We start from the raw sequence: 16937 nt of genomic DNA, 5'->3' as shown, positions 1-16937 counted from the left end.
GCAGCTCGCCTAAGCTGCCGGGATGACCGCCTTCGATCAGCCCGGCTGGACAGCCCTCACCGGCGTCCCACCCGAGCTGATCGCCCTCGCCGAGCGCTGCTTCAGCTCCGACGGCGGCCTCCCTTTGGCCACCGACCCAGCCTTCCTGGCCCGCCGCTGGTCATCCCCGGGCACCGTGGCCTTCGCCTTACGCGCCCCATCCCCGACAAACGCCGCCCCAACGGCCGACACTCCCTCACCGGCTGGCGATTCCTCAGCGGTCGGCACTTCCTCAACAGCTGGCATTCCCTCAGTGGCCGGCACCTCGCTGGCGGCTGGGGCTTTGTTGGCGGCCGGCGCGGTCCGGCCCATCGCGGGCGGGGCCGCCTTCACCGGCTTGGTCGACCCCACCGCTCGCAACCTCGGCCTCGGCGCCAGCCTCCTCGATCGAGGGCTGGCCGAGGCCCAGGCGCTAGCGGCCGCCGTCGGCGATCCCGTTGCGCCCTCTACCGCCGCGCCTTCCGCTACTGCCGCGCCCTCGGCGCCTTCCTTCACTACCGCGCCCTCGGCACCCTCTTCCACCGCTGCGACCTCTTCTACGGCCGACCCTTCCGCCACGGCCTCTTCCGCCGCGGCCCCCTCCGCTACTGCCACGCCCTCTTCCGCCGCGCCTTCCGATATTGCGGCGCCCTCTGCCATCACGCACTCCGCTACTGCCGCGCCTTCGGCGCCCTCCTCCACCGGTGCGGCCTCTTCTACCGCCGCGCCTTCCTCGGTCTCTTCTACGGCCGTCTCTTCTGCGACCGCCCCCGACGCCGCTGCTGGTGGGTTGGTGTCGGTGAGTGGGGGTGCGATCACGGTGGAGAGCGAGTCGCTGACCGCGGACGCGGATGCTCTGTTCACGTCGCGGGGGCTGCGGCGGGACTTCGCCGAGGACGTCATGCGGATCGATCTCACCGGGCCGCCGGCGGAGCCCGAGTGGGCCGACGGCGCGACCTTGGTGTCGTGGTCGTCGGAGGTCGCGCCGCGGTTTCACGCGGTCTACGACGCGGCTTTCCGGGAGCGGCCGGGCTTTCCGGGCTATTCGGCCGACGTGTGGATCGCCGAGAACGAAGAGGATGAGGACTTCCGGCCGGACAGTTCGCTGTTGGTCAGTGTGCCGGGGGTCGGGGACGCCGGCTTTGTGGTCGCCGCTCAGGACTGGATCGTCCAGGTCGGCGTGGTTCCGGCGGCTCGGCGTCGCGGTCTGGGCGCCGCTCTGGTCAGTGCGGCGCTCGCGCGGCTGCGGGCCGACGGCAGTGATCACGCCTGGCTGACGGTCAATCTCAACAACCCGGGGGCGGCGGCTGTCTACCGGCGCCTCGGCTTCGAGCATCGAGGCCGCCGGGCCCGTTACCGAACCGAGGGTGGGGGTACGCGAAGCGCATGATTCGCTGGGTGGATGTCTTTCTGGACCGGCCGGCCGGAACGCTGGACGCGGCGGTCTCGTTCTGGGCCGAGGTGACTGGGTCGGAGCCGAAGCCGCAGCACGATCCCGGCTTCGTGCGGCTGGGCACGGCCGCGGGCGACGACTGGATCGAGATTCAACAGGTGCGCTCGGGCGACGGCGGCACCCATCCCGACCTGTGGGTCGACGATCCGGCCGCGTTCACCGGGCGGGTTCTCACGGCCGGCGCCTCCCTGGTCACCGACCACGGCCACTGGGTGACGTTGCGCTCGCCCGGCGGGCTCGCGTTCTGTGTGGCCCGGTGGCGTGATCAAGGCGTACGGCCGAGGCCTTTTGCCGGGCCCGGCGGCGTGACCACCCGCCCGCACCAGATCTGTATCGACGTCGGCCCGGAGGCCTTCGACGAGGAGGTGCGCTTCTGGGAGATCGCCACCGGCTGGCGTCTCGACCCGGGTGAGCTGGGGGAGTTCCGCCGTCTTCAGCCTGAGCCGCCGATCCCGGTCCGCTTCCTGATCCAGCGCCTCGACGAGGAGCGCCCGATCTCGGCCCACCTCGATGTCACGTGCTCGGACATTCCGGCCGGCCGCGCCTGGCACGAGTCGCTGGGGGCGACTTTCGTCGGCGAGTGGCCGTATTGGACGACGCTGCGTGACCCGGCGGGCGGCACCTACTGCCTGACCAAGGGCGATCCCGCCCAGGATTAGCTGGCCGTGACGTCGAGGAAGTGCTCGACCAGGGGCGGGGTGGCGAAGTGCTTGCCGATGTGGCCGCGCCACTGGGTGTAGCGGTCGGTGCCGCGGAAGTTCTCCAGGTGGGCTTCGACGCTCTCCCATTCGACCAGCAGCACGAAGCGCGACGGCGATTCCACGCCGCGAGTCATGCGGACCGAGAGGCAGCCGGGCGTGCTCGCCAGGATCGGCCTTCCGGCCTGGTAGGCGGCCGCGAAGGCGTCCTCTTCACCGGGGTTGATGTCGATCAGGGCGACCTCGAGAACCATGATCTCAGCCTGCCACACCAACGAGTGAACTAGCCTCCTAGGAAGCCTAAAACGGGTGTGGGGCCGATCCTGGGTGGGCATTGGGTTGCCACGAGGTAGCGTGATGGAAGCGCCCCGGAGGGTGACAGGTGTCCTGGTTGAGAGGTTTGGCCGAGAGGCTGGACACCCTTTGCCAGGGTGCTCTGCCAATGTCCGCGGGTATGCGTCACAATGGCTGCCGTAGGAGGGGAGTATTCCCTCGCGCCGGTCTCGTCAACACGGAGCGCCCTCGTGGGTGTGCCCGGGGCCGGCGGTCGCGATTCCCCGCTTCACGCGGGTTGCGGCGGAAGAGACCTCCGACAGTCGCACGTCGCTGTTCTCACACGATCTTTGAGTGGGCGCAGCGTCGAACCGTGTCTGCCGGAGGTTCCTGTTGAACGTCTCCACCTGGGTGTGGGCCGTCACCCTGGTCGCTCTCGTCGCCGTTCTCGCCGTTGATCTGCTGATCATCGGGCGCCGGCCTCACGAACCTTCGATGAAAGAGTCCGGCACCTGGGTCGGCATCTATGTCGGCTTCGCGCTGCTCTTCGGTGTCGGTGTCTGGGTCACCGCGGGCGGCAACTACGCCGCCGAGTTCTACACGGGCTGGTTGACCGAGTACTCGCTGAGTGTCGACAACCTGTTCGTCTTCGTGATCATCATGGCCCGCTTCGCGGTGCCCCGGAAGTTCCAGCAGAAGGTGCTGCTGATCGGCATCGTGCTGGCGCTGCTCATGCGGGGCGCCTTCATCGCCGCCGGCGCCGCGCTGATCTCCGAGTTCTCCTGGGTCTTCTACCTGTTCGGCGCGTTCCTCGTCTACACCGCCATCAACCTGCTCAAGGAGGGCGAGAACGACGAGGAGGACTTCAAGGAGAACATCCTGATCCGCTGGGCCAAGAAGGCCCTTCCGGTCTCGTCGTCGTTCGAGAGCGGCAAGATGACAGTGGTCACCGAGACCGGCAAGCGGCTGTTCACGCCCATGCTGATCGTGATGATCGCGATCGGCACGACGGATCTGCTGTTCGCGCTCGACTCGATCCCGGCGATCTTCGGCATCACCAAGGAGCCGTACCTGGTCTTCACCGCGAACGTCTTCGCGCTGATGGGCCTACGGCAGCTGTTCTTCCTGCTCGGGGGCCTGCTGGAGAAGCTGGTCTACCTCAACATCGGGCTCGCGGCGGTGCTGGCCTTCATCGGCGTGAAGCTCTTCCTCGAGGCGCTGCACACCAACAGCCTGCCGTTCATCAACGGCGGCCACGAGGTGCACTGGGCGCCGGAGATTCCGATCTGGCTCTCGCTGCTGATCATTCTGGGCACGCTGGGCGTCGCGACGGCGGCCAGCCTGATGAAGACCTCCAGGGACAGAAAGAAAGAGCTGGTTTAGTCGTACGTCGACAAAGGCGCCCGGGTCATCGACCCGGGCGCCTTTTTGTTCGTGCGGAAGTGCGGGTTACTGGGCGTGCTTGCGGCGGGCCGCCAGACGGCCACGGGTCTGCTGGTCGAGGACGACCTTGCGGATGCGGACGGCGGCCGGGGTGACCTCGACGCACTCGTCCTCGCGGCAGAACTCGAGGGCCTGCTCCAGCGACAGCTTGCGCGGCGGGATCACCTTTTCGGTGTTGTCGGCGCTCGCGGCACGCATGTTCGTGAGCTTCTTCTCCTTCGTGATGTTGACGTCCATGTCGTCCTCACGGGAGTTCTCGCCGACGATCATGCCTTCGTAGACCTCGGTGGTCGGCTCGACGAAGAGCGAGCCACGCTCCTGAATGTTGATCATGGCGAACGGGGTGACGACGCCGGCCCGGTCGGCGACCAGGGAGCCGTTGTTACGCGTACGCAGCTCGCCGAACCAGGGCTCGTAGCTCTCGAACAGGTGGTGCATGATGCCCGTGCCGCGGGTCTCGGTCAGGAACTCCGTACGGAATCCGATCAGGCCGCGGGCCGGGACCAGCCACTCCATGCGGAGCCAGCCGGTGCCGTGGTTGATCAGCTCTTCCATGCGGCCCTTGCGGGTCGAGAGCAGCTGGGTGATGGCGCCCATGTACTCGTCGGGGGCGTCGATCGTCAGGCGCTCGACCGGCTCGTGGACCTTGCCGTCGATGGTCTTGGTGACCACCTGCGGCTTGCCGACGGTCAGCTCGTACTGCTCGCGCCGCATCTGCTCGACCAGAATGGCCAGGGCCAGCTCGCCACGGCCCTGCACCTCCCAGGCGTCGGGGCGGTCGGTCGGCAGCACGCGCAGCGAGACGTTACCGATCAGCTCGCGGTCGAGGCGGTCCTTGACCATGCGGGCGGTGACCTTGGCCCCCTTGACCTTGCCGACCAGCGGCGAGGTGTTGGTGCCCAGGACCATCGAGATGGCGGGCTCGTCGACGCTGATCAGGGGGAGCGGGATCGGGTTCTCCGCGTCGGCCAGGGTCTCGCCGATCATGATGTCGGCGATGCCGGCGACGGCCATGATGTCGCCCGGGCCGGCGCTCTCGGCCGGCTTGCGCTCGAGGCCCTCGGTGATCAGCAGCTCGGAGATGCGGACGTTGGCGATCGTGCCGTCGGTCTTGCACCAGGCCACGGTCTGGCCCTTGCGGATGGTGCCCTCGTGCACGCGGCAGAGCGCGAGACGGCCGAGGAAGTTCGACGCGTCGAGGTTGACGACGTGCGCCTGCAGCGGTGCGCCCTCGGTGTAGGTCGGGGCCGGGATGGTCTCGAGGATCGTGCTGAACAGCGCCTCGAGGTCGGTGGCGTCCTCGGGGACGGTGCCGTCCTTGGGCTGGGTCAGCGAGGCGATGCCGTCGCGGGCGCAGGCGTAGATGATCGGGAACTCGATCTGGTGCTCGTCGGCGTCGAGGTCGAGGAAGAGCTCGTACGTCTCGTCGACGACCTCCTTGATGCGGGCGTCGGGACGGTCGACCTTGTTGATGATCAGGATGATCGGGAGCTTGGCCGCCAGCGCCTTGCGGAGCACGAAGCGCGTCTGCGGCAGCGGGCCCTCGGAGGCGTCGACCAGCAGGGCGACACCGTCGACCATGGTCAGGCCGCGCTCGACCTCACCGCCGAAGTCGGCGTGGCCGGGGGTGTCGATGATGTTGATGGTGACGGCGTCACCCTCGGCGGGCTGGTAGCTGATCGCCGTGTTCTTGGCGAGAATGGTGATGCCCTTTTCCCGCTCCAGGTCCATGGAGTCCATGACGCGGTCGGCCATCTCGCCGCGCGCGTGGGACTGGCTCCCCTGGCGCAGCATGGCGTCGACCAGGGTTGTTTTGCCATGGTCGACGTGAGCGATGATGGCGACGTTGCGTAGGTCGGTGCGGGTCTGCATGCAACCATTGTCCCCGGTGTTGGTTGCTGTCGCGGTCCGGGGTTGGATCGACGGTACCGCTTCCGCGTCACACCTGGTTTGTCCGTTATGACGGCCAGCTTTTAAGGGACGGCTTAAGGGTGAGCGCGTCCGGGCCGTGATCGGTAGCGTCCGCGTCGATTCCACCAACGGGGGAAAGGTCGGACCGAGATGGCTCGGAGGACGTGGGCGCTGGGACTGGTCGCGCTGCTGGTCGCGGCCGGGTGCGGGTTGGGCGGTAAGGACGAGGACAACGCGGCCGCCGATCCGGTGCCGTCGGCGGTGGCGGCGAGCGACGCCGGCGAGCCGGAGTTCGAGCCGATCACCGAGAGCCCGACGCCGGAGCCGGTGGAGACCACCAGCAAGGCGCCGGCGAAGAAGCCCACCACCAAGCCGCAGTCGGCCGAGCCGACCGTGCCGCCGTTCTGGAGCCAGCTGCCCGACTGCGCGCACTACGACAAGACGAAGCCGGTCTCCAAGACCAAGGTGAAGGCGGCGCTCAAGGCGGCCGCCGGCAAGACCTACTGGCGCACCGAGGCCCCGTCGCTGCGGATCAACTACCCGTTGATCAAGGCGGTGGCCTGGCAGGAGAGCGGCTGGCAGAGCAACATCCACAACTGCGACGGCGGAGCCGGGGTCATGCAGGTCATGCCGGACACGGTCAGCATGATCAACAACCGGTTCGGCCTGAGCTACGACGCGTCGGTGTTCAACCAGAACGTTCTGGTCGGCGGCAACTACCTGGCCTGGCTGACCAAGTGGGTCGGCGACCGGTACTTCGGCGGCAGCTACAACCTGAGCGCCGCCAAGTGCAAGTCGGCGTCGTCATGGTGCCCGCTGAACGTGGTGATCTCGGGCTACAACGCGGGCGCGGGCGGCATCGAGCAGGCCGCGGCCGACAAGACCCTGCCCAACCCGGAGTACGTGGCGTCGGTGCGCGCGCTGATGAAGCGGTGCCAGTGCGACCAGTACTAGGGGCCGAGCTACACTAGTCGCGGTACCTGAGACCCGCCGCCGTTTTGACCTCTTTAAAACGCCGGTAGTAAGGTCTCGGGGTTGTCGTGTGTTGATGAAGCTGGCGAGCTGTGAGTTGAGCTTGCAGCTCACCCTAAGGAGCCCTACGCAATGCCGCCCAAGAAAAAGACTCATGAGGTAACCCTCGCGCTTGAGGCGGGTAACGCCGCGATGGTCGACCTCGGCAAGATGCTTGGTCCGACCGGGGCCAACATGCGTGCCGTGAAGGTGGAGTACGACGAGGCCACCTCGAAGAACCGGGGCGAGATCATCCCGGTGATCGTCAGCGTCTACGAGGACCGCAGCCACACGCTGGCCTACAAGACGCCGCCGACCAGCTTCCTGATCAAGAAGGCTCTCGGCATCCAGTCCGCCGCGTCCAACCCGCTGACCCAGACCGTCGGCACGCTCAACGCGACGCAGGTCAAGGAGATCGCCGAGCGCAAGCTCCCCGACCTCAACGCCAACGACCTCGACGCCGCGATCCAGATCGTCGCCGGCACCGCCCGTTCCATGGGTGTGAAGGTCGCGCAGTAACACAGTCATAAAGAAAGCCCCCGGGTCCGCGACCCGGGGGCTTTTTTCATGCCTTGCCGACGATCTCCTCGATCAGGCCGTAGTCGAGGGCCTCCTGGGCGGTCAGCCCTCGGCCCGCCGACAGGTCGTCCTCGATCCGGCTGCGGGTCTGCCCGGTCAGCTCCACCAGCCGCAGGATGATCTCCTCCAGCTCGCGCAGGTGCTGCCCGGCGGCGCGTGCCACCTCGTCGGCGGTGCCGCTGACCGCGGCCGCGCGGGGCTCGGTCAACCGGAACCGGGCGTGCCGGTAGGCGGCACGCCGCTCGGCCGCGGCGAGCACCGCGACCACGGCCCCGCCGGCCTCCGAGGTGACCACCGCGTGCACCGGCGCGGCCATCGAGTCGATCACGTCGATCACCGACAGGGCGGCGCCGAGCTCACCGCCCGAGCTGGCCACGTGCAGTTGCACGGGCTCGGCGCCGGCCGCGTCGAGGGTGAGCAGCGCCGCGGCGATGCCGGTCGCGCCCTCCGGCGTGAGCGGACCCCGGATCATGACGATCCGCTGGTCGAACAGCCGCTCCTCGAGCCATCCGGGCAGCCCCGGCCCGCCGGCGGGCAGCAGATGTGGCGGCCAGGGCTCGGGGTTCTGCGGTGGCTGCCCCCACCGCATCGGATCATGCCGAAGATTCACCGAGACCTCCCGTACGCCGCGTGCCGCCAGAGTAACCACGGCAGCACCACAGGTGGCCACTTCTTCCGCTGTGGGCAAACAGGGCGGGATACGTTGAGATATGGGCAACAACGCGGTCATCGGGCTCGTGGTCCATCCCCGCAACGACGTGAGCGACTCGGTCACCACTGTGGTCAATGTGGCGGCGCGCGTCGGCGCCCGGGTGGTCGCCCGGCCGGAGGACGCGGCCCGGCTGGGGCTTTTCGCCCTGGAGGAGCCCGACTTCGTGGAGAAGGCCGACTTCGTCTTCAGCCTGGGCGGCGACGGCACCATGCTGGGCGCGATGCGGCTGATGGCCGGCCGACCGACGCCGATCCTCGGCGTCAACCACGGCAACCTGGGCTTCCTCATCGAGACCAGCCCGGCCGAGCTACCCGCGGCGCTGGAACGCCTGATCGCCGGCGAGTTCAGCCTGGAACCGCACAGCGCCCTGGCCGTCGGCGACGGGCTGGCCTTCAACGACGTGGTGGTCACGGCCGCCACCCCGTGGACCTCGGTGGCGCTCGACCTGCAGCTCAACGGCGTCAAGCACGGCTACTTCCGCTGCGACGCCGTGGTCGTCTGCACCCCCACCGGCTCGACCGCCTACAACTACGCGGCCGGCGGGCCGATCATCTCCCCGTCGGTCACCGCGATCGGCCTCACTCCGGTCGCCCCGATGTCCGGCATCAGCCGCCCCATCGTCCTGGGCGGTGCCGAGCTCATCACCTTGCGCGGCGCCGCACCTTCGCGGGTCTCCCTGGACGGCGCCGACACGGTGACCGTCGACGAGCACACCGACCTCACCGTCCAGCTGCGCCCCAACGCCGCCAACGTGGTCCGCTTCGACCGGGCCGCCCACGAGCGCCGCACCCGTATCAAGCTCAGCCTGCTCGACCTCCCCCTGCGCCCCGACCAGCTGATCGAACTGGTCCCCGAGCACCTCCGCGAGCGGGTCCTGAGGCAGCAGCGCTAAGTCCGCGGCGAATAGCTCCGGCGGGGGATCCCAGCAGGCTGCGCTCAGATATAGCGTCGTTGCGGTGACCTGGACCGCGATGCGCGCGCGGCGGATGACCGAGCCTGGTGCCGGGGAGGCGTATGAGGCCGCTCGGCTGGCTTTCGAGCTCGGCGTTTCGGTGCGGGAGCTCAGGGCGCGGCGGCCTGAGCCGGGCGGAGGGCCCGGCTCAGGTGGTGGGTCACCAGCCTCGGTCGCGCCACTCCTTCAGGTGGGGGCGCTCGTTGCCCAGCGTGGAGTCCTTGCCGTGGCCCGGGTAGAACCAGGTGTCGTCGGGGAGGCGGTTGAAGACCTTGGCCTCCAGGTCGTCCATCAGGGAGATGTGGTCCTCGGTGGTGACCGTCTTGCCGTGGCCGCCGGGGAACAGGCTGTCGCCCGTCCACAGGTGGGCCGTGCCGTTCGGGTCCTGGTAGAGCAGGGCGATCGAGCCCGGCGTGTGGCCGACCAGGTGGATGACCTCGAGGGCGGCGTCGCCCACGGTGATCGTCTCGCCCTCGCGCAGGTCGCGGTTGACCAGGGGGATCTCGGCCGCGTCGTCGATGTGGGCCAGGGACTCGGCGCCGGTCGAGGCGATCACCTCGGAGAGGGCCTGCCAGTGGTCGCCGTGCCGGTGGGTGGTGACGATCGTGGCCAGGCCGCCGTCGCCGATCACCTTCAGCAGGGTCGGCGCCTCGTTGGCGGCGTCGATCAGCAGCTGCTCGTTGCCGCTGCGCAGCAGGTAGGCGTTGTTCTCCATCGGGCCGACCGCGACCTTGGTGATGGTCAGGCCGCCGAGGTCACGGACGTCGGCGGGGCCGCCGACCGATACGTCTCCGGTGTAGGTCATGTCACTTCCACCTTGCTGGTTTCGGGAGCTCGCCGTCCGGCGAGACGGTCAGGTCGGCGCCGTCGGCCCGGCCGGCCAGCCAGGCGGCCAGCGACTTGGTCGGTCCGCCGATCACCGGCGGGTTGTCGGCGGTGCCGATGCTCAGGGCGTGTTCGATGCCGTACGGGCGCAGTTCCATGGCCGGCCAGCCGGCCGACGTGGCCTCGGTGACGATCTCGCGCAGCAAGCGCAGCGCGAAGGCGTCGGTCCACTCGGCCGGTGTGTAGGACAGGCCCAGGTCGGTGTGGTGCACCGTCACCTCGCGCAGCCGCGCCCACGGCACCGCGGCCGCCGACTGGCCGGTCGGCGGCAGGAAGAACGCCCACGCCTCGGCCGGCATCGCCGCCCCGGCGTCGGCGAACCGGTCGTGTGCGGCCCGGATGTCCTCGAGCTGCTCGCGCAGCGGGCGCCCGGCGCCCTCCTGGATGCCCGCCTCGCGGGCCTCGGGCGAGGGGTAGGCCGGCGTCTCGACGCCGGTGCGGGCCCAGGTCAGCAGGTTCACGTACGCGTCGGCGTTGCGCGCGACATGGGTCAGTACGTGCCCGACCGTCCAGCCGGGCAGCAGCGACGCCTGCCCGACCACCGTCGGGTCGAGGTCGGCGGCGGTGCGGAGCAGCTCCTCCGTGGCTCTGTCCACGTCTGTCAGGAGAACGAGCGGATCCATCGTCACGAGCCAAACCCTATCGGCACCTAATTCGCTTTCGCTGGGGTAGCGGCGACCGTACCGTCTGTGCAGACGCGCCGATCGAGCCCGCGGAGGAGGTGGGGAGCGTGCTGTTCGTTTTTGCGTCCCTTCACCCGGAGGCCTTTGCCTGACCGCCCACCGGCAGGCAGGACTCCCGTCCCGTAAAGGGTTCCCATGTCGCACGACCTGTCCCAGCTCGGCTGGGACGAGACTTTCGCATCCGCCTATCGTCGATTCGACCGTTCCGACGCCTCGGCCGGGCGTGTCCTGCGCGCCGACCGCGGTGTCTGCACCGTGCTCGACGCCACCGGCGTCACCCGGGCCAGCCTGGCCGGCGGCGTGCTGCTCGGTGCGGCCGGTGATCCGTCGCGCCTGCCCTGTGCCGGCGACTGGGTGGTGTTGCGGCACTGGCCCGACCGCCGGGTCACGATCGAGTGTGTGCTGCCGCGGCGGACCACGCTGATCCGCCGTACTTCCGACAAGGACTCCACCGGCCAGGTCCTGGCCGCGAACATGGACACGGTGGCCGTGGTCGAGCCGATCCATCCGGAGCCCGACGACGCCCGCATCGAGCGCCTGCTCGCCCTGGCCTGGGACTCGGGGGCGAAACCCCTGCTCATCCTGACCAAGAGCGACACGACGTCCGACCCGCGGGCCGTGGCCAACCAGATCGCCGAGCTCGCACCGGGTGTGCCGGTGGTTCCGTTGAGCGTTCGGCAAAAGACGGGGCTTGATGATGTACGCGCGTACGTGCGCCCCGGAAGCACTCTGGCCCTGCTCGGCCGTTCCGGCGCGGGGAAGTCGACGCTGGTCAACGCGCTGGCCGGGACGCCGGTCATGCCCGTACAGCAGATCCGTGACGTGGACGGCAAGGGCCGGCACACCACCGCGTACCGAAATCTGGTCCTTCTGCCGAATGGCGGCGCCGTGCTGGACACGCCCGGCATCCGCGGTGTGGGCCTGCTCGACACCGCGGAGGGCCTCGACCGGGCCTTCGCCGACATCGCCGAGCTGGCCGCCCGCTGTCGTTTCGGTGATTGCGGGCACGACGCCGAGCCGGGTTGCGCGGTGGTCGTGGCCGTCGCCGACGGCACCCTGGCCCCGCGCCGGCTCGCCTCGTGGCGCAAGTTGCGGCACGAGATCGAGGTCGAATCGGCTCGTCAGACCGCTCGCCTAGCAGGCGCGGCGGGCCACCGGCGGCGGAGGCACTAACCGGAAACTGTCAGGGGGCTCTGTCACAATGCCCCGGTGCAAACGGTGGAAGAGGTGGCCCAGGAGCAAGCCGCTGAGGTGCCGGTCCGCCGTCGCGGACCGGCCGATCTGTGGGCGCTGCTGAGCTACGCGGCGCTGTCGTTGCTGGTGATGAGCCAGCTCTGGCGCGATCCGAACGGGCGCGTGCTGGCCGGCAACAAGGACGACCACAACGTCTTCCTCTTCATGCTGGCCCACGGCGAACGCGTGGTCTTCCACGGGGACAACCCGTTCTACTCGGGCCGGCTCAACGTGCCCGACGGCGTGAACATGATGGCCAACACCTCGGTGCTGGTCATGAGCCTGCCGCTGGCGCCGGTCAGCCACTTCCTCGGCGTCGGCTTCTCGGTCGCCCTGCTGCTCACGCTGGGCCTGGCCGGCACGGCCGCCGCCTGGTACCACGTGCTCTCCCGCCACCTGGTGACCAGCCGGGTGGCGGCCTGGATCGGCGGGCTGTGGTGCGGCTTCGCGCCCACGATGATCTCGCACGCCAACGGGCACGTGAACTTCGTCAGCCTGTACGTGGTGCCGTTCATCGTCTGGCAGGTGCTGCGGCTGCGCGAGCCGGGCCGGGCGGTGCGCGGCGGCGTCATCCTCGGCCTGCTCATCGTGGTGCAGGTCTTCATCAACGAGGAGGCGCTGCTCTTCGCCGCGCTGGCCCTGGGCGTCTTCGTCGTCGCGTACGGCCTGATGAGCTGGACCGGCGCCAAGCGTGAGGCGCCACACCTGCTCAAGGGCCTCGGCGTCGCGGCCCTGGTCTCGGGCAGCCTGCTGGCCTATCCGCTGTGGTACCAGTTCTTCGCGCCCGGCAACTATCACGGCCAGCCGTTCGAGCCCGACATGTACGCCACCGATCTGGCCTCGCTGGGCTTCTTCGCGCGGCAGTCGCTGGCCGGCTACGCGGCGCTGACCCGCGAGATGAGCGTCAGCGCGACCGAGGACAACACGTTCTTCGGCCCGATCGGCCTCGTGATGATCATCGTGTCGGTGGTGGTCCTGTGGCGCTCGGTGGCGGCCCGGGCGGCGGCGATCTCGGCCCTCGTGCTGCTGATCGTGTCGATGGGGCCGGAACTGGTCTTCTTCGGGCACCGCACCGGCATCCCGTTGCCGTTCGCCCTGATCAGCCACGTGCCGATCATCGACCTGGTCAGTGTGACGCGGTTCGCCATGGTGCCGGCCACGATCGCCGGCGTGCTGCTCGCGCTGGCCACCGACCGCGCCCGCACCTTCGAGGTCGGAAAGAGACGCCTGTTCCGGGTGGGGCTCGTGCTGGCGCTGGTGCCGCTGTTCCCCAAGCCGGTGCCGGTCCTGCCGGGCGACCCGATGCCGCCGTTCCTGACCCAGGGCATCTGGAAGCAGTACGTCACCGGCGACCGCACCCTGGTCACGGTGCCGCTGCCCGAGGTCACCACCGGGCGCACCGGCATGCGCTGGGCGACGCTGTCACATCTGGACTACCCGACCCCGCGCGGCTACTTCATGGGGCCGGTCAACCCGCCCACCGACAACACCGGCTCGTGGAACGCGCCCCGCCGCTTCACGTCCGACCTGCTCTACCGCGTCCGCGAGTACGGCATCCGGCCTCAGCTCACCGCCACCGACCGGGCCCGGATCACGGCCGACCTGATCTTCTGGCGGGCTGCCGTGGTCATCCTCGTGCCGGACAGCCGCAACGGCGACGACCTGCTGGCCACGCTCACCGACGCGCTAGGCCCGCCGCAGACGATCGGCGGGGTCGAGGCGTGGGACGTACGCTATCTGTCGGTTCCTTCGAACGAGTGACCTAACCGAGGGTGAAGTGCGGGAATGTGCGCCATCTGGCGGACGCTGCACTTAGCCGGGCCCGCGGCGGGGAAAAGATGTCGTACCCCCTGGCTAGAGTGGCCCGCGGCTTAGTTCCCATCAAACACCTGTACGGTTTCGACTCTTATGCGGGAAAGGCTGGCTGGTGGCCGACCGTTTGACTATTCGAGGCGCGCGCGAGCACAACCTGCGCGACGTCAACCTTGACCTGCCCCGCGACGCGATGATCGTGTTCACCGGTCTGTCCGGGTCGGGCAAGTCCAGCCTCGCGTTCGACACGATCTTCGCCGAGGGGCAGCGACGCTACGTCGAGTCGCTCTCGTCGTACGCGAGGCAGTTCCTCGGGCAGATGGACAAGCCCGACGTCGACTTCATCGAGGGCCTGTCGCCCGCGGTGTCGATCGACCAGAAATCCACCTCGCGCAACCCGCGCTCGACGGTGGGCACCATCACCGAGGTCTACGACTACCTGCGCCTGCTCTTCGCGCGCACGGGCATCCCGCACTGCCCGATCTGCGGCGAGCGGATCAGCAAGCAGACCCCGCAGCAGATCGTCGACCGGGTCCTGGCCATGGACGAGGGCACCAAGTTCATGGTGCTGGCGCCGGTGATCCGCGGCCGCAAGGGTGAATATGTCGACCTGTTCGCCGAGCTCCAGGCCAAGGGCTACGCCCGGGCCCGGGTCGACGGCGTGGTCCACCCGCTGACCGAGCCGCCCAAGCTCAAGAAGCAGGAGAAGCACACCATCGAGGTGGTCGTCGACCGCCTCAGCGTCAAGGCGAGCAGCAAGCAGCGCCTGACCGACTCCATCGAGTCGGCCCTGGGCCTGGCCAACGGCATCGTCGTGCTCGACTTCGTCGATCTGCCGGAGGACGATCCCGCCCGCGAGCGGCGCTTCTCCGAGCATCTGGCCTGCCCCAACGACCACCCGCTGGCGATCGAGGACCTCGAGCCCCGGGTCTTCTCGTTCAACGCGCCCTACGGCGCGTGCCCCGAGTGCACGGGCATCGGCACCAAGAAAGAGGTCGACCCCGAGCTGCTGATCCCCGACGAGGAGCGCACCATCCGCGAGGGGGCGATCCAGCCCTGGTCCGGCGGCCAGACCCAGGAGTACTTCCTGCGCCTGCTCGAGGCGCTGGCCGCCAGCGAGAAATTCAGCATCGACACACCGTGGCGGCAGCTGCCGTCCCGGGCGCAGAAGACGATCCTCTACGGCTCGGAGGACCAGGTCCACGTCCGCTACCGCAACAAGTACGGCCGCGAGCGCTCGTACTACACCGGTTTCGAGGGTGTGGTGCAGTGGATCGAGCGCCGGCACAACGACACCGAGAGCGACTGGTCCCGCGACAAGTACGAGGGCTACATGCGCGACGTGCCGTGCCCGGTCTGCGGGGGCGCCCGGCTCAAGCCCGAGGTGCTGGCCGTGACCATCGCCGGCAAGAGCATCGCCGAGGTCTGCAACCTGTCCATCGGTGACTGCGCCGACCTGCTGGCCGGCCTCGAGCTCGACGACCGGCAGAAGATGATCGCCGAGCGGGTGCTCAAGGAGATCAACGCCCGGCTGCGCTTCCTGGTCGACGTCGGCCTGGAATACCTGTCGCTCGACCGCGGCGCCGGCACCCTGTCCGGCGGCGAGGCCCAGCGCATCCGGCTCGCCACCCAGATCGGCTCCGGCCTGGTCGGCGTGCTCTACGTGCTCGACGAGCCGTCGATCGGCCTGCACCAGCGCGACAACCACCGGCTCATCGAGACGCTGGTGCGGTTGCGCGACCTCGGCAACACGCTGATCGTGGTCGAGCACGACGAGGACACGATCCGTACGGCCGACTGGATCGTCGACATCGGACCCGGAGCCGGCGAGCACGGCGGCCACATCGTGCACAGCGGCTCGGTCGAGGGCCTGCTGAAGAACAAGCAGTCGCCCACCGGCGCCTACCTGTCCGGCCGCAAGTCGATCCCGACCCCGGCCGGCCGGCGCCCGCAGACGCCCGGCCGTGAGCTGGTCGTGCAGGGCGCCCGCGAGCACAACCTGCGCAACCTGACCGTCGGCTTCCCGCTCGGGCAGTTCATCGCGGTCACCGGCGTCAGCGGCTCGGGCAAGTCGACGCTGGTCAACGACATCCTCTACACGGTGCTGGCCAACCAGATCAACGGCGCCCGCATGGTGCCGGGCCGGCACACCCGCATCACCGGGCTGGAGGAGGTCGACAAGGTCGTCGGTGTCGACCAGTCGCCGATCGGGCGGACCCCGCGGTCCAACCCCGCGACGTACACGGGCGTCTTCGACAACATCCGCAAGCTGTTCGCCGAGACGACCGAGGCCAAGGTGCGCGGCTACGGCCCGGGCCGGTTCTCGTTCAACGTCAAGGGCGGCCGCTGCGAGAACTGCTCCGGCGACGGCACGATCAAGATCGAGATGAACTTCCTGCCGGACGTCTACGTCCCGTGCGAGGTGTGCAAGGGCGCCCGGTACAACCGGGAGACGCTCGAGGTGCACTACAAGGGCAAGACGATCTCCGAGGTGCTCAACATGCCGATCGAGGAGGCGGCGGAGTTCTTCCAGCCGATCCCCGCGATCCACCGGCACCTCAAGACGCTGGTCGACGTCGGCCTGGGCTACGTGCGGCTCGGCCAGCCGGCGCCGACGCTGTCCGGCGGCGAGGCGCAGCGCGTCAAGCTCGCCTCCGAGCTGCAGAAACGCTCGACCGGCAAGACGGTCTACGTGCTCGACGAGCCGACCACCGGCCTGCACTTCGAAGACATCCGCAAGCTGCTGATGGTCCTCAACGGCCTGGTCGACAAGGGCAACACGGTGATCACGATCGAGCACAACCTCGACGTGATCAAGACGGCCGACTGGCTGATCGACATGGGCCCCGAGGGCGGCAGCAAGGGCGGTCTGGTGCTCGCCACCGGCACGCCCGAGGAGCTGGCCGAGGTGCCCGAGAGCCACACGGGCCAGTACCTGCGTCACATGCTGGGTCTCGAGGGCAAGGCGGCCGGCTCGTCCGACGCCATCGCCCGCGCGGCCCAGGCCAACGGCACCGCGCCCAAGAAGAGGGTCACGCGCGCGCGGGCGAAAGCCTCTGTGTGAAAGGTCCTGATTCCGATTAAGGGCGGCGGTGGGGTGGTTGGACGGGGTTCAGCAACGTCTCAGGTGATCCATAGCTGACGCGCCCGGTCGGGACCTTAGTCTCGACCGGGCGCTGTTATGTGGGTAATTTTCGCCGAACGCCTGAACCCGGGGCGGCCGCGACAGCGTATGTAGAGGCGACGCCGCGTGACCCACTCATGCGGAACCAGG

Annotated in this window: 15 protein-coding genes; 9 read left to right on the top strand and 6 right to left on the bottom strand. The window is 69.0% G+C overall.

Translation table 11 applies throughout. The annotated features are described in order from the left end of the window. Nucleotides 1-36 precede the first annotated feature (36 nt). Entirely contained in the window at nt 37-837 is an 801-nt protein-coding gene (locus CRP55_RS24535; protein WP_143234859.1) for a hypothetical protein, read from the bottom strand. Here CRP55_RS24535 and CRP55_RS24530 point away from each other — a divergent pair. Together CRP55_RS24530 and CRP55_RS24525 are read left to right on the top strand one after the other, a co-directional pair. After that, on the top strand, nt 818-1408 hold the full coding sequence (locus CRP55_RS24530) for a GNAT family N-acetyltransferase (protein ID WP_143234857.1): 591 nt from the start codon (nt 818-820) through the stop codon (nt 1406-1408). The two genes, CRP55_RS24535 and CRP55_RS24530, sit on opposite strands and share 20 nt — an antisense overlap. An 8-nt stretch (nt 1409-1416) precedes the next feature. Then, nucleotides 1417-2130 (top strand): VOC family protein, encoded by a 714-nt coding sequence (locus tag CRP55_RS24525; protein WP_218854692.1) that lies wholly within the window; start codon nt 1417-1419, stop codon nt 2128-2130. Here the strand turns inward: CRP55_RS24525 and CRP55_RS24520 are convergent. Next, nucleotides 2127-2423 carry an antibiotic biosynthesis monooxygenase family protein gene (locus CRP55_RS24520; RefSeq protein WP_097322610.1) on the bottom strand — a complete coding sequence of 99 codons (297 nt, stop codon included), beginning with the start codon at nt 2421-2423 and terminating at the stop codon, nt 2127-2129. The two genes, CRP55_RS24525 and CRP55_RS24520, sit on opposite strands and share 4 nt — an antisense overlap. A gap of 412 nt (nt 2424-2835) precedes the next feature. On the opposite strand from CRP55_RS24520, the gene CRP55_RS24515 reads away from it, so the two are divergent. Beyond that, nucleotides 2836-3825 (top strand): TerC family protein, encoded by a 990-nt coding sequence (locus CRP55_RS24515; RefSeq protein ID WP_097322468.1) that lies wholly within the window; start codon nt 2836-2838, stop codon nt 3823-3825. Between the two features lie 66 nt (nt 3826-3891). Here CRP55_RS24515 and typA read toward each other — a convergent pair whose 3' ends face one another. Next, nucleotides 3892-5757, bottom strand: a complete 1866-nt coding sequence (typA, locus tag CRP55_RS24510) for a translational GTPase TypA (protein WP_097322467.1) — start codon at nt 5755-5757, stop codon at nt 3892-3894. Nucleotides 5758-5946: 189 nt separating this feature from the next. Here typA and CRP55_RS24505 point away from each other — a divergent pair, with 189 nt between their 5' ends. Both CRP55_RS24505 and CRP55_RS24500 read left to right on the top strand, forming a co-directional pair. Continuing rightward, nucleotides 5947-6750 carry a lytic transglycosylase domain-containing protein gene (locus CRP55_RS24505; protein ID WP_097322466.1) on the top strand — a complete coding sequence of 268 codons (804 nt, stop codon included), beginning with the start codon at nt 5947-5949 and terminating at the stop codon, nt 6748-6750. A 150-nt stretch (nt 6751-6900) separates the two neighbouring features. Beyond that, nucleotides 6901-7326, top strand: coding sequence for an uL11 family ribosomal protein (locus tag CRP55_RS24500; protein ID WP_097322465.1), 426 nt, complete (start codon nt 6901-6903; stop codon nt 7324-7326). A gap of 46 nt (nt 7327-7372) precedes the next feature. Here the strand turns inward: CRP55_RS24500 and CRP55_RS24495 are convergent, their stop codons facing one another. Next, nucleotides 7373-7996 (bottom strand): ATP-dependent Clp protease proteolytic subunit, encoded by a 624-nt coding sequence (locus tag CRP55_RS24495; RefSeq protein WP_097322609.1) that lies wholly within the window; start codon nt 7994-7996, stop codon nt 7373-7375. A gap of 100 nt (nt 7997-8096) precedes the next feature. Here CRP55_RS24495 and CRP55_RS24490 point away from each other — a divergent pair, with 100 nt between their 5' ends. Beyond that, a complete protein-coding gene (locus CRP55_RS24490) occupies nt 8097-8990 on the top strand; it encodes an NAD(+)/NADH kinase (RefSeq protein ID WP_097322464.1) in 894 nt (297 codons plus the stop codon). 220 nt (nt 8991-9210) lie between these two features. Here CRP55_RS24490 and CRP55_RS24480 read toward each other — a convergent pair whose 3' ends face one another. Both CRP55_RS24480 and CRP55_RS24475 read right to left on the bottom strand, forming a co-directional pair. Then, on the bottom strand, nt 9211-9855 hold the full coding sequence (locus CRP55_RS24480; RefSeq protein ID WP_097322463.1) for an MBL fold metallo-hydrolase: 645 nt from the start codon (nt 9853-9855) through the stop codon (nt 9211-9213). 1 nt (nt 9856) lies between these two features. After that, the gene (locus CRP55_RS24475) at nt 9857-10564 is read right to left on the bottom strand and encodes a maleylpyruvate isomerase family mycothiol-dependent enzyme (RefSeq protein ID WP_097322462.1); all 708 of its coding nucleotides are present in this window, start codon (nt 10562-10564) and stop codon (nt 9857-9859) included. 189 nt (nt 10565-10753) lie between these two features. Here CRP55_RS24475 and rsgA point away from each other — a divergent pair, with 189 nt between their 5' ends. The 3 genes from rsgA (at nt 10754) to uvrA (ending at nt 16727) form a co-directional block, all read left to right on the top strand. After that, nucleotides 10754-11791, top strand: coding sequence for a ribosome small subunit-dependent GTPase A (rsgA, locus tag CRP55_RS24470; protein WP_101536211.1), 1038 nt, complete (start codon nt 10754-10756; stop codon nt 11789-11791). A 36-nt stretch (nt 11792-11827) separates the two neighbouring features. Beyond that, complete coding sequence (locus tag CRP55_RS24465; RefSeq protein WP_097322461.1) at nt 11828-13612, top strand: hypothetical protein; 1785 nt, start codon at nt 11828-11830, stop codon at nt 13610-13612. Nucleotides 13613-13778: 166 nt separating this feature from the next. After that, entirely contained in the window at nt 13779-16727 is a 2949-nt protein-coding gene (gene uvrA / locus CRP55_RS24460; RefSeq protein WP_097322460.1) for an excinuclease ABC subunit UvrA, read from the top strand. The last annotated feature ends 210 nt before the right edge of the window (nt 16728-16937 follow it).

It is taken from the genome of Paractinoplanes atraurantiacus (assembly GCF_900215205.1).
In the GTDB taxonomy this organism is placed as follows: domain Bacteria; phylum Actinomycetota; class Actinomycetes; order Mycobacteriales; family Micromonosporaceae; genus Actinoplanes; species Actinoplanes atraurantiacus.
The sequence above is the reverse complement of the archived record's forward strand: the minus strand, read 5'-3'. Positions and strand labels throughout refer to the sequence as shown.